The organism is Brevibacterium sp. S22 (genome assembly GCF_004745485.1).
Classification (GTDB): domain Bacteria; phylum Actinomycetota; class Actinomycetes; order Actinomycetales; family Brevibacteriaceae; genus Brevibacterium.
This window is the reverse complement of sequence record NZ_RHFG01000041.1, coordinates 1-13109: the sequence shown is the minus strand read 5'-3', so window position 1 is coordinate 13109 and position 13109 is coordinate 1. Positions and strand designations below refer to the sequence as shown.

Genomic DNA, 13109 nt, shown 5'->3' with positions numbered 1-13109 from the left:
TCGGCGCGCATCTTTCGGTTCTGGGCAGGCCCCGGTCATGCACTAGAATCGGATCATTATGGCCACTACTGATTACTCTTCTGAAATCGCCAACCTCCGCCAGACGTACAAAGCGATTCTCGACGTGTCCGATCTGGACAATCTGCGCGACGAGGTCGCCGAGCTCACGGAGCAGGCGTCGTCACCGACATTCTGGGACGACCCCGATTCGGCGCAGAAGATCTCGGCCAAGCTCTCTCATAGGCAAGGAACCCTGGACAAGCTCGAGAAGTTCGGTGAGCGCATAGACGATGCCGAACTGCTCGTCGAGATGTCTCAGGACGAAGGCGATGCGGACTCGCTCGAAGAAGCCGACCGCGACATCAGGAAGCTGCACGATCAGTTGGCCGAACTCGAGATCTCCACTCTGCTCAGCCACGAATACGATGAGCGCTCCGCCGTGGTCACGGTGCGCTCGGGCGCCGGCGGCGATGACGCGACAGACTGGGCGCAGATGCTCACCCGCATGTACATCCGATGGGCGGAGAACCGCGGCTACAACGTCCAGGAGCTCGACACCTCCTACGCCGAAGGTGCGGGAGTGAAGTCAGCGACGATCCAGATCAACGCCCCGTACGCGTACGGCACCCTGTCCGTCGAGGCCGGCACCCACCGCCTCGTGCGCATCAGCCCCTTCGACAACCAGGGACGCCGCCAGACCTCGTTCGCCGCCGTCGAGGTGGTCCCGCTCATCGAATCCACCGACCATGTCGACGTCGACGAAAACGATCTGCGCATCGACGTCTACCGGTCCTCCGGGCCCGGTGGCCAGTCGGTGAACACCACGGACTCGGCCGTGCGCATCACGCACATTCCCACGGGTGTGGTCGTGAGCATGCAGAATGAGAAGTCCCAGATTCAGAACCGTGAGGCTGCGATGCGTGTGCTCCAGTCGCGACTCCTCGACCTCAAGCGTCAGGAAGAGGCCGCGCAGAAGAAGGAGCTGGCCGGCGACATCAAGGCCAGCTGGGGCGACCAGATGCGCTCGTACGTCACCCACCCGTACCAGATGGTCAAGGACCTGCGCACCGGTTACGAGGTCAACAACCCCTCAGCAGTCTTCGACGGTGACCTCGACGGACTCATCGAGGCCGGCATCCGCTGGCGCAAGGAACAGGAGATGGCCGAAGAGGCCGAAGCCGGGGCCTGAGCCTTCGAAACCACAGTTGCCCACGCGTCGAAACCACATTCGGTGCGTCCCATCTGATTGCGAACAGATGTGAGGAACGCGGAGTGGTCGGTGCTGCACCATAAGTGGTCATCAGCGCACGAAATCTGGTCAGAAACGTATCGAATCTGATGGTCGAACCGATCGCCGAGACGGCCAGAGCCCGGTCACTGTGAACTTCATCAGATCGCAACACACGCCCGGCCGCCTCCCCGAACATCACGGGACTGTTACGTACAGTGGAATCGGCCGAGCCACCCGCAACATGATTGAAGACCGACTTGATCAGATTCGACTCCGTTTCGAAGTCCTACGACGCACGTTCCCGCAAAGCGCTCGACGACATCTCGTTCGAGGCGGACCGCGGGGAATTCGTGTTCCTCGTCGGGGCCTCCGGTTCGGGAAAGTCGACGGTCATCCGCCTCATTCTGCGTGAAGAGGTCCCGACCTCCGGGCGGATTCACATCGCCGGGAAGTCCGTCGTGAGGATGCCCAGCTGGAAGGTGCCCTACCTGCGGCGGGGGATCGGAACCGTGTTCCAGGACTTCCGCCTGCTGCCGAACAAGAACGTGTTCGCCAATGTCGCCTTCGCCCTCCAAGTGATCGGGAAGTCCCGCGCTGCCATGTCGACCCTCGTCCCCGATGTCCTGGAGACCGTGGGCCTGGCAGGCAAGGAGAAGCGCTATCCCAGCGAGCTCTCCGGCGGTGAGCAGCAGCGTGTGGCCATTGCCCGCGCGGTGGTCAACAAGCCCGGAATCCTGCTCGCCGACGAGCCGACAGGCAACCTCGACCCGACGACAAGTGCCGACATCATGAACGTGCTCGAAAAGATCAACCGCAACGGCACCACGGTGCTCATGGCCACCCACGACGGTGAGATCGTCAACCGGATGCGTCGTCGTGTCATCGAATTGCGCGAGGGCGAAATCGTCCGCGACGTCGAAGAGGGCACGTACGGAGTCGCCTCATGAGGGCCGGTTTCATCCTCTCCGAAGTCTGGTCGGGTCTGCGCCGGAACTTCTCCATGGTCATCTCCGTCGTGCTCGTGACCTTCGTGTCCCTGCTCTTCGTCGGTGCCGCGATCCTGCTGCAGATGCAGGTCGGTCAGATGAAGGACTTCTGGTACGACCGTGTGCAGGTCTCCGTGTTCCTGTGCCCGCCGGATTCGGAGGCGACGAACTGCGTCGACGGTGAGGTCACGGGAGACCAGAAGGACCAGATCCGGGCCGAACTCGAAAGTTCCGAGCTCGCTCCCTATGTCGACAAGGTCTACTTCGAGGACAAGTCCGAGGCCTACGAGCATTTCCAGGATCAGTTCAAAGGCACCAGCCTCGAGGGCACCGTGCCCAAGGACGAGATGAACGAGTCCTTCCGGGTCAAGCTCAAGGACGCCGAGAAGTACGACATCATCAAGGAATCGTTCTCCTCCACCTCCGGTGTGGAAGAGGTCGTCGACCAGAACCAGCTGCTCGACAGGCTGTTCGGGGTGCTCAACATCGCGACCATCGTGGCGATCGCGATCGCCGGCATCATGCTGCTGTGCGCGATGCTGCTCATCGCCACCACCATCCGACTCTCCGCGTTCTCCAGACGCAGAGAGACCGGCATCATGCGCCTGGTCGGCGCGTCGAACACCTTCATCCAGATGCCGTTCCTGCTCGAGGGCGTCATCGCCTCGGCCATCGGTGCGACCCTGTCCGCCGGTGCTCTGGGGCTGCTCGTCCACTTCGGCGTCAGCGGTTGGCTGCAGTCGCAGGCCACCGGGTTCAGCCTCATCTCCGGATGGGACGTCCTCCTCATCGCCCCCGTACTCATCATCATCGGCGTGCTCATGGCTGGAGCCTCGTCGCTGATCACATTGAACAAGTACACGAAGGTCTGAGATGAGACACAGACTCGGACTGATCATCACGGCGGCTGCACTGGCAGTGGTCATGCCGGTCACCTCGGTGGTGGCTGACCCACGCGACGACAAGAGCGAGGTCGATGATCGCGTCAAGGAACTCCAGCAGGAGTTCGAGGGCCTCGATGAGGACCTCGCCCGCGTCATCGCCGAACGCGATGCCGCGCAGGAGAAGCTGCCGGATGCCGAAGCCGCATCGAAGGCCGCCGACGATGCCCTCGCTGAAGCGATCGAGAAGGACGAGGACATGGCTGCGCGCCTGACCTCGGCGGAGAACGCGCAGAAGGATCTCAAGAGCACGATCAGATCCGGCACGGACGAGATCGACAAGCACAAGACCTCGGCGGCGCGCATCGGGCGACAGGCGTACCAGAACTCAGGCATCACCTCCGATCTGGCGATGCTTCTGCAGATGGCTGAGGGCACAAGCGCCGACGGCGGCATCGGACGCGTCGACTCGGCGGTGCGCAGCCAGCAGCGCACGATCGACAAGCTCTCCGAACAGCGGGCTCTGAACAAGAACAACGAAGAGCGGCTTTCGGGCGTGACCGAGAAGATCTCCGTCCTCAAGGACGAAGCCGCTGAGGCGGTGGTGGCCAAGGAAGCCGCGCAGGTCGACGCGAAGAAGAAGGCCGACAGTCTCAATGACCTCATCTCCACGAAGGATGATGCGGAGAAGACCATCTCCGACAACAAGGACAAGACAGAGAAGCAGCTGGCCGAGGAGAAGGCCGAGCAGGATCGGTTGGCCGAGAAGGTCAGGGAGTGGGAGAAGGCGCAGGAGAAGAAGGGCAAGTTCGTCTTCGGCGACGGAGTCCTGGCCAATCCGGCCGAGGGATATCCGACGACGTCTCCATTCGGATACCGCGTCCACCCGATCACCGGCGCACGCAAACTGCACACGGGAATGGACTTCGGAGTGCCATGCGGAACCCCGATCCGAGCGGCCGGCGACGGCATCGTCGTCACCTCCGGGTGGACCGGAGGCTACGGCAACCGCGTCGTCGTCTCCCACGGCAAGATCAAGGGCGATTCGATCGCGTCGACCTACAACCACAACACGAAGCTGAAGGTCCACGACGGCCAGAAGGTCAAGAAGGGTCAGGTCATCTCGTACTCGGGCACGACGGGAGCCTCGACCGGCTGCCACCTCCACTTCGAGATCATGAAGAACGGCGGCTACGTCGACCCCAAACCCTTCGTCTTCTAATTACTACCCGACGGCGGCTCTGCACCCTGGCGCCAGGTTGCTAAGCCGCCGTCAGGTAGTTCGGGGAGGGGCCGGGCGTGCGGAACGTGGTCGATGGGATAGAATAGACGGCTGTGCCGGCAAACGCCTGCACAGGTGATCGGGAGCAGAGAGGAGGCCGGTCATGGCGAAGGACACAGGCAAGAAAGTCATTGCGAGGAACCGCAAGGCACGCCACGACTATCACATCGAAGACACGTGGGAGGCCGGACTCGTACTCACCGGCACCGAGGTGAAATCGCTGCGCGAAGGTCGTGCCTCGCTCACCGATGGCTTCGCCCTCATCTTCCAGAACGAGGCCTGGCTGGAGAACGTCTACATCCCCGAATACCTGCAGGGGACGTGGACGAACCACTCGGCCCGGCGGCGCCGCAAGCTGCTGCTCCACCGCGAGGAGATCCTCAAGCTCTCGCAGAAGGTCAAGGAATCCGGCCGGACGCTGGTCCCGCTCGAACTCTACTTCGACGGTTCACGCGTCAAGGTCGAGATCGCCCTGGCCAAGGGCAAGCGCGAATGGGACAAACGACAGGCTCTGCGCGAGGCGCAGGACAAGCGCGAAGCCGAACGTGCGATGAAGTCCAAACAGTTCCTCTGACCCTCGCCGAGGTGGCCGTGTCCTGGGCGCGGCAGTGCGGAATCGGGTTCGATTCCCGCCATCTCCACAACGACGCCGAGGCGGCTGGATCCTTGGCCGGCACCGTGTGGAATACGATTGGCTCGGCCGGTGTTGACCGAGTATGCTGGAGTTCCTGACCAGCCGAGAAGCCCGCGTCAGCGGGTGCCAGAGCTGGGACAGGATTGGCAACAGAATATGGGGATGATCGGTTTCGACGTTGGACACTGCGTCGGGAGAAGCGGGCCGAGAATGCAGAGTCATCTCGTTAATGTCCTCTGCAAAACAATAGGTGCTAAGTCTAACAACCGCACCGATTTCGCCCTCGCTGCCTGATAGAGCGCGAGCTGCGAATCCGTCAGCCTAGAGTTGCCTCTGCTCTAGATCCTGGCGTCGCTTAAGAGGCCACTGCTTCAGGCACATGTTGGGGGTGCCTGAGGGACTCTTACTCAACTCCGTTCGTTGGTCCATGTGTTCGTGCAAGGGCCAGAACCTAAGACACTACTTCACGAACTGCGCCCGGAGAAGTCCTGACAATCTGCCGACGGACGCGGGTTCGATTCCCGCCATCTCCACTCCATAGGCCTCGGGTTCCCAATGAATCCGAGGCCTTCTTCATCCCTTCCGGCCGTCGACAGAGTCCCCACAGGCGTCGACAGAGTCCCCACAGGCGTCGATAGAGTCCCCACGGGCGCCGGCAGAGTCCCCGCCGGCAGTCGGCAGAGTCCTGCCAGGCGTCCGTCGCGTCACGCCCACCGCTTCCAGAAGCCAGCCGAGGTCAAACTCCGTCAGGGGCGAAGCGGCAGTTAGGATGACGGCAAGAAAGTTTGTCGAGGAGGTGCTGGGCACATGTTCTATCCGCCGTTGATCAGCTACCTCATCGTCGGAGCCGTCAGCACTCTGCTCGTCGCCGCCATCCGCCGCAACCGCCTCACCCGCAATCGTGCCATCGGCATCCGCTCCAGGCACACGATGGCCTCCGATGCTGCCTGGCTGCGAGGTCACCATGCTGCAATACCGGCGCTCATCGGCATCAACGTGCTCTGCTGCCTCTTCGCTCTCGCCCTTGCCGGTGTCGAACTCCTCTCCTGGCCGACTCGGCTCGGGCACATCCTGGCGGTGGCCGGGTGGATCCTCATCCTCGGTGCGTGTGTCGCTGCGGTGTCGAAGGCGAACGCCGCGGCGAAGAACGTCTAGACACCCTGGATACCCGCGCCTGCGAGGCGCCTCTTTTCCGGCCACTCGGCCGAGCCCGATCAGCCGTTCGGCCGAGGTTCAGCATGGCCGAAAGCGGAAGGATCGGCAGTGCCAGCCAGCAGCCACGCGTCCGCCCCGAACATGCGGTCGAGCTCGGTGGCTGCCCACTCCGATCCGACAAGGACACACGCCACCCATGAAGAAGGCACTCATCACCCTCGGCATCATCGTCGTCATCCTCATCGCCCTCATCGGCGGACTCATCGTCGCTGAACAGCGCGCGAAAGTCGCACTCGAAGCAGACGTCTCCGGTTATCTGGACGGTTGCGAGATCACGCCCGAGAAGATCGATGTCCACGGGCGTCCCTACCTGCTCTACGCCGCACAGCACACCGCCGACCTCAGCTACGTCGACATTGAACCGGGAGCGGGAACGAATAAGGACCAGGTTCTCGTCCACCACCTCGTCGATGGTCACGCCGATCGACTCACCCGTTTCATCACCTTCGACTACCCGTCCGGACAGGTCAGCCCGGTGAAGAATCCCGATGATTCCTACAGCGAGGCAGCCACCATCGGCGGTGACAAAGTGACCTTTTCCGCCCGCACCGCTCATACCGACGCCTTCCTTGAGGTGCTCGCGAACGGACGGCAGCACAGCAGCATGGCTCTTCCCCGTACCGCCGAGGTGCGGGCTGTGAGCGCCGGTGACGACGGAGTCATCGTCGAGATCGAATACGCAGATCCGAACTGCGGGTGAACTGCATCCTGTGCAACTAGACTGTGAGCAAATGAGACGACTCTTCACCTGGCTGTGGTTGGTCCCGGTCCCGCTGGCCTTCGCCCTCGAACTGCTCATCGGCAGCGGGTGGTCGCTCATCTTCGGCAATGTCATCGCCGTTGCCGTCGTCATGCCCTTCCTCATCCGGGCCCAACTGCACCCGGGCCGGCCCGCCCAACTGGTGTGGGCAGTCCCGGGCCTGCTCGCCGCTCTCGGCCTGTCCGCCGTCGCCGCCACGCTGAGTCTGACGGTCCTGTGGCTGAGCTTGGTGGCACTGGCGATGCTCACGCGGGCATCCTCAAACCGGCTGAGCATCGTGACCATCATCGTCCTGGGCGCCGCGAACATCATCGTCCCCACGGTCATGCCCGACGGTGCGATCTTCACGCTGATGGTGTTCGCTCTGGTCATCGCCGGGATCGCGATCGGACTGATGCTGAGATCGAACGACCGCACCCTGATCGAGAGACAGGCCACCGCCACCGAGGCGGAGCGACGTCGCATCGCCACCGACCTCCACGATCTCATCGCCCACGAGGTGACCGGAATAGTCGTCCTCGCCCAGGCCGCCGGGCGCAGCGACAACCCGGACCTGAGAACGACGGCCCTGGCCAAGATCGAACAATCGGGAACCCGCGCCCTCGAGGAGATCCGGCGTCTCGTCACCGACGCCCGCAGTGAATCACGAACCGCTGTTCCGTCGGGCGTCTCTGCGGGCGCGGTGTCCGATTCCCGCAACGAGACCGTCTCCCGGACACCGATTGCGGCCGGTCCGCAAGCCCTGCGCGACCGGGTCGCGGCGTTCGGTGAGTCCGCGACGATCACGATCGACACCCCCACCGAGGCGGCCGCCCCGGTCTGGCCCGTCCTCGACCGTGTGCTCGTCGAATCCCTGACGAACGTGCGCCGCCACGCCGGAGCCGATGCCCCGGTGGCGGTCACCGTGACGACCGACCCCACTGATCCGGACAGCCCCGCGAATCGTGCCGGCCACGACGAACCCGGCACCTTGCTCATGACCGTCACCAACGGGCCCGGCAACGGTGGAATCGGAGCCGGCAGCGGTACGGGTCTGAGCAGTCTGCGCGTGAGGGTGGGCCACCTCGGTGGGAGGATCGAGGCGGGGCCCGAACTCGGCGGAGGGTGGAGCGTCACCACCCGACTGCCGCTCAACCCGCAGGACAGACACCAGATAAGGGAGGGCCGATGATCAGCGTCGCCGTGGTCGACGATCAGGAGATGGTGCGGATGGGGTTCTCGCTCATCCTCGACGCCGAAGCCGATATCCGCGTGATCGGGCAGGCGGCTGATGGAGTCGAGGCGATCGATCTGGTCAAGCGCGAACAGCCGGATGTGGTGCTTCTCGATATTCGGATGCCACGCCTCGACGGTTTGGCCGCGCTGCCGCGGCTGACTCCGTATTCGCAGGTCATCATGGTCACGACCTTCGACGATGACGACTATGTCGATGCGGCACTCGAAGGCGGCGCCAGCGGTTTCCTGCTCAAGGACGCCGGCGCCGACCTCCTCATCGCCGGTGTCCGGGCAGCGGCGGACGGCGACGCTCTCATCTCACCCTCGCTCACCCTCGACCTGCTCAGCCGTCGGGCCGCGACTCAGAGTACGGACACGCACGCGGTCGAGCGACTGAGTGAGCGGGAATGTGAGGTCGCGAAGCTCGTCGCCATCGGCCGGACCAACCAGGAGATCTGCGAGACCCTCTTCATCTCACTCGGCACCGTGAAGACCCATCTCGGCAACATCCAGACCCGCCTCGAGGCCCGCAACCGCGTCGAGATCGCTGCAGCGATGTGGGAATCCGGCGTGATGAATCAGCCGTGATGAATCGGCCGAACGGCTGACCTCATTCGGGCAGAATCGGCCGCCGGACCGATGTTCGACCCACGACGAGCAGAGAGGATGGAAGACATGACAGCAGCACAGACAGCAACGACTGCCCCGACCCGCAGCCGGTCCCGGATCGTCGCCCTCGACGTCGTCCGCGGCTTCGCCCTCTGCGGGATCCTCCTGGTCAACCTGCCCCCGATGTTCGATCTCGGCGTCGAGGGAGGGGCCCTCGGCTTCTACCGGTTCTACGAGGATGTCGTTCAGAACCGCTTCTTCCCGATCTTCTCGTTCCTCTTCGGCATCGGCTTCGGTCTGATGTGGCTGAGCGCATCCGAGCGCAGCCCGCGCCCCCGCCTGGCCCTGCTCCGCCGCTTCGCCTTCCTCGCGGTCATCGGCGGCCTTCACCAGCTGCTCCAACCCGGCGAGGCGCTCCTGCCCTACGCGATCGTCGGCATCGTCGTCCTCCTGCCCTCGACCTGGATTCCCCGGCGGTGGCTGAACATCATCACCGGCATCCTCGGTGCCATCCTGTCGGCCGCGGCCATCATGACCGGGGGAGGGCTCGCGATCATCCCGGGCCTGTTCCTCCTCGGCTTCGCCACCGGCGGCAGCGGACTCATCCGCCGCGCCCTCGACCACCCCGGCCGACTCGCCCTGCTCGGTTCGCTCACTGCGGTGATCAGCGTGGCAGGATTCCTCGTCACCGACTACGAGACGCGTCAGATCAGCCAGTGGATCAACGCGGGCCTGGGCATCACGATGGCATTCACCTACGTCGTCATCCTCGTTCTGCTCCTGCGCACCCCCGCCGAGGCGGTCCTGCGTCCCGTGTTCTCCCCGCTGGGTCGGATGGCGCTGAGCAACTACGTCGGCGCGACGATCCTCATCGTCGTCGTCCGTGCGGTGGTCCCGGACCTCAGCCGGTTTGATTCCCAGGGCGGCTACCTCGCCGGCCTCGTCATCTCGATCGGGATCCTCACCCTCCAGGTCATCGTGTCCACGCTGTGGCTGCGGTTCTTCGGCCAGGGCCCGCTGGAGAAGCTGTGGCGATTCGTCACCTGGGGACGCTTCGACAGCGTGGCGAAGGCCATCGCTTGAGAGATAGGTGGGGCCAGATTGCACATTTCCGGCGGTGACAATCTGGCCCACCTATCCGCTGTGACTCTGCTTATCGTGCACCGGTTGAAATGAAATAACCCCCGGTGCACTGCAGCTGAACTACAGGCATTCATCCGGGGGACTTCAACAGCTAGTCTAGCTGAATGTCTCATAACGGCCAGATTCGGCAGATGAACATCGTGGGCTCGCTCGGGGTATCTCGGAAGCGAGGTTCCAGACCTTTCTCAATGCAGCAGGCCACGATCCGGTACTGGCTCGTGAACTTTATGTATGGAATCGGGATCTGTCCGTGGCGTTTCTTGCCGATATCGCGATCCTAGAGGTGGCTCTTAGAAACTCTATGCACGAAGCTGCCGCCGCAGTTTGGGGTTCACACTGGTACGCGAGCATCAACGTTCCCCTCGACGATCGAACTTCGAATAATCTCAACCGAGCTTGGGGGCATCTCCATGCGTCAGTTCGAAATCGTCCCGACGATCCTGACGTACCGGGCCGACTTATCGCGCAGTGCATGTTCGGGTTTTGGACGAACCTCCTCGACGCGGGAAGCTACGTGGGTAAGGAACCCCGCCGGTACGAGGTTGACTACGAAGCCCTCTGGCTCCAGGCCTTCAAGTCGGCATTCCCTGGAGGACGAGCCGAGGCCAGGGCTCAACGCCATACGACTTCCGCCTCCGTTCCCAATTTCACCCGAGAATGGACACACAGTGTGTGCAAGACCGTGAACGAGCTCCGTAACCGAGTTGCTCATCATGAGCCGATCATCAACGGATTTCCGTTGAACGGCCAGCGAGCGCGTAAGTCTGCCGCTGAAGGTCATGACGTATGCATGACATTGGCTCGCATGATTGATCGCGACCTCGGAAAATGGCTCTCGATGAACTCTACTGTTCCCGGGATGTTGGCATCACGACCCTGTTAGGCCGGGCCCCAGCGTCACCTCACGAGTTCACGCGGATGACCTCTTCCTGATACGGCGCAATGACCTCGCCTGAGATCCGCAGGTCGAGAAGCAGAAATGGGCGGTCCTCGACAGGAGCAGCCTTCCACCTCTCGACGACGTCAAGATCGGCCAACGACCGTACTACGACCCCGCGACCGCCGGCGGCCGTGGCCAGGGCCGCGAAGTCGATCTCGTCGATGAGCATGGGCGACTTCTCGAGTCCTTTGAGCCCGTACAGGTTGACCTCGGCACCGTAGGCCGCATCGTTGAAGACCACGGCCATGCCGCGACCGCCGGCCACTCGGATCGCGGTGTCGAGGTCGGACAGCGCCATCGCCCCGCCGCCGTCACCCGTGGCGAGCACGATCGTCGCCTCCGGGTTCGCCCGCGCCGCACCGGCCACACTGTGCCAGCCGAGCCCGATCGACTGGAAAGCGGTGCCGACCATCGCGAGGCGTTCCGGTCCTGCCGGCTCCCAGAACATATTCGCCCAGGCAATGAAATGCCCGCCATCGGAGACGACGACCCGATCTTTCGGCAGAACCTCGCCGAGGCGGCTCGCCGCAGCCCCCGGATCGAGCCGACCATCGTCGGCCAGCTCCGACCCGATGTCGTATGCGCGGTCGGCGACCGTGTCGACGGTCTCTCGCCACGGTGTGCGGTCGGCAGCACCGTCAGCAGCGCCTGCATCTCCGGCCACGCCGGCCTCTCGGCCACCGTCAGTGCCTCGCGCACCGTCAGCAGCGACCGCACCGTCACCGCTGTGCAGGCGTTCGACGAGCTCAGCGGCGGCCAGCCGGGCATCGGCGCGAACGAATCCGCCCACCCGGGCGTGCGTGGCGCGGTCGTCGGTGTCGATCTGCCACACCGAGGTCGTGGGATGGAAGAGCTCGCCGAAGCGCATCGTGAATTGGTTGAGGGAAGCTCCGACGACGAGGGCGACATCGGCTTCGCGGATGCGGTCCATCGCCGCAGGCGCTCCGAACCCGCCGGCCACGCCGAGGTCGAACTCGGATTCCGGAAAGAGGTTGCGCCCGAGTGCTGTGGTCGCGGTCAAGGCACCCGTGGCCGCCGCCAGCTCGCCGAGGACGGGGCCCGCCCCGGCCAGCCACGCACCGCGACCGGCGAGGAGGAACGGACGCTTCGCCTCGGCGAGCTCACCCGCCAGACGGTCAAGGGCAGCCTGAGCGGACTCCGAATCAGGCACCAGGGGAGAGGGCTGTCCCGGACCGGGCACTGCCGGAATCTCACCGATCTCCAGTGTCGCGACATCGTAGGGGATAGCCAGCACCGCGGGCACTCGGTAGGTCAGCGCATGCTCGATGGCCGTCACGGTTGCGGCGGCGGCATCGACCCGGCCGACGGTATAGGTGCGCACGCCGACCGCCGAGGCCATCGCGATCTGGTCGACGTCCCACGGCCGCGGACCGGAAGTGGGCTCATCCCCGACGACGAGGACGAGGGGCACTCTGGCTTGGGCCGCCTCGGCGAGGGCGGTGAGCGTATTCGTGAACCCCGCACCGTAGGTCGTGGTGGCCGCGGCGATCCGACCAGACGTGCGGAAGTGAGCGTCGGCGGCGACGACGGCACCGGCCTCGTGGCGGACGGCGGTATAGGTCGCCGAGGTGTCACGCAGCAGGGCGTCGAGGAAGTAGGCGTTGCCGTTGCCCATGAGGCCGAAGACCTCGTCGATGTGGGCGGCGAGGGTGTGCGCGACGTGCGCGGAAGTATGAGCCATGAGAAGCCAATCGGTGATGAGATATGGAAGTTCGATCCATATATGTCTCACACGCTGACTCGGCCTCGGTGACCTGTTGGGACGTTGCGACCCGATGGGCTCGGCGCCCTGTTGGGGCCCCGAGCCGGCGGCTTCGTGCTCCTTTTTCGAACACCGGCTGAAGGGCGCTCGCCCCTGTTCGCCGATTCCCGGCGTCGTTGAGGGCGGCTCAGCCTGACTCTTCGAATATAGGTGACTGTGGCCGACGACACCAAGTCGGGTGATGACCGGGCACGCAGACCGACCCAGCATCACATTCGGTGCGGACCCCCATCATGTTTGGGGCGGAGCCTCATCGGTTTCGTGCACACGAGCGTCACCTCCCGTTCGTGCCATCTGTTTCGAGAGCCTGTTGCCGAATTGATTGGGCGTGTTTGTCAACAGGGTCCATTGCCGTTTTTGAGACAATGGACTATGGCTAAGAACTACCGTCCGGTCGATCGTGACCAGCAGTTCCTCCTCCCGCCTGATA

Annotated in this window: 12 protein-coding genes and 1 other RNA gene; 11 read left to right on the top strand and 2 right to left on the bottom strand. The window is 63.9% G+C overall.

Annotated elements, in window-relative coordinates:
• Positions 1-58 precede the first annotated feature (58 nt).
• The 11 genes from prfB (at position 59) to EB835_RS19120 (ending at position 9896) form a co-directional block, all read left to right on the top strand.
• Positions 59-1189 (top strand): peptide chain release factor 2, encoded by a 1131-nt coding sequence (gene prfB, locus EB835_RS19170; RefSeq protein WP_135811040.1) that lies wholly within the window; start codon positions 59-61, stop codon positions 1187-1189.
• 299 nt (positions 1190-1488) lie between these two features.
• Entirely contained in the window at positions 1489-2178 is a 690-nt protein-coding gene (gene ftsE / locus EB835_RS19165) for a cell division ATP-binding protein FtsE (RefSeq protein ID WP_135811039.1), read from the top strand.
• On the top strand, positions 2175-3089 hold the full coding sequence (ftsX, locus tag EB835_RS19160; RefSeq protein ID WP_135811038.1) for a permease-like cell division protein FtsX: 915 nt from the start codon (positions 2175-2177) through the stop codon (positions 3087-3089). Before ftsE ends, ftsX begins: the two co-directional genes overlap by 4 nt.
• Before the next feature lies 1 nt (position 3090).
• Positions 3091-4320, top strand: a complete 1230-nt coding sequence (locus EB835_RS19155) for a peptidoglycan DD-metalloendopeptidase family protein (protein WP_135811037.1) — start codon at positions 3091-3093, stop codon at positions 4318-4320.
• Between the two features lie 163 nt (positions 4321-4483).
• Positions 4484-4954, top strand: a complete 471-nt coding sequence (gene smpB, locus EB835_RS19150) for an SsrA-binding protein SmpB (protein WP_135811036.1) — start codon at positions 4484-4486, stop codon at positions 4952-4954.
• 218 nt (positions 4955-5172) lie between these two features.
• Positions 5173-5550: a transfer-messenger RNA gene (gene ssrA / locus EB835_RS19145) on the top strand.
• 271 nt (positions 5551-5821) lie between these two features.
• Positions 5822-6169: an SdpI family protein gene (locus EB835_RS19140; protein WP_135811035.1), complete on the top strand. Its 348-nt coding sequence runs from the start codon at positions 5822-5824 to the stop codon at positions 6167-6169.
• Between the two features lie 196 nt (positions 6170-6365).
• Positions 6366-6929, top strand: a complete 564-nt coding sequence (locus EB835_RS19135; protein WP_135811034.1) for a hypothetical protein — start codon at positions 6366-6368, stop codon at positions 6927-6929.
• A 31-nt stretch (positions 6930-6960) separates the two neighbouring features.
• On the top strand, positions 6961-8160 hold the full coding sequence (locus EB835_RS19130) for a sensor histidine kinase (protein WP_135811033.1): 1200 nt from the start codon (positions 6961-6963) through the stop codon (positions 8158-8160).
• Positions 8157-8792, top strand: a complete 636-nt coding sequence (locus EB835_RS19125) for a response regulator (RefSeq protein WP_135811032.1) — start codon at positions 8157-8159, stop codon at positions 8790-8792. The genes EB835_RS19130 and EB835_RS19125 overlap by 4 nt, the downstream gene beginning before the upstream one ends.
• A gap of 87 nt (positions 8793-8879) precedes the next feature.
• A complete protein-coding gene (locus tag EB835_RS19120; protein WP_240688866.1) occupies positions 8880-9896 on the top strand; it encodes a DUF418 domain-containing protein in 1017 nt (338 codons plus the stop codon).
• Between the two features lie 962 nt (positions 9897-10858).
• On the opposite strand, the gene EB835_RS19110 is transcribed toward EB835_RS19120, so the two are convergent.
• Both EB835_RS19110 and EB835_RS20470 read right to left on the bottom strand, forming a co-directional pair.
• Positions 10859-12598 (bottom strand): thiamine pyrophosphate-binding protein, encoded by a 1740-nt coding sequence (locus EB835_RS19110; RefSeq protein ID WP_135811030.1) that lies wholly within the window; start codon positions 12596-12598, stop codon positions 10859-10861.
• A 312-nt stretch (positions 12599-12910) separates the two neighbouring features.
• The coding region (locus tag EB835_RS20470; protein WP_205749987.1) for a hypothetical protein at positions 12911-13109 on the bottom strand (199 nt) is incomplete at its 5' end.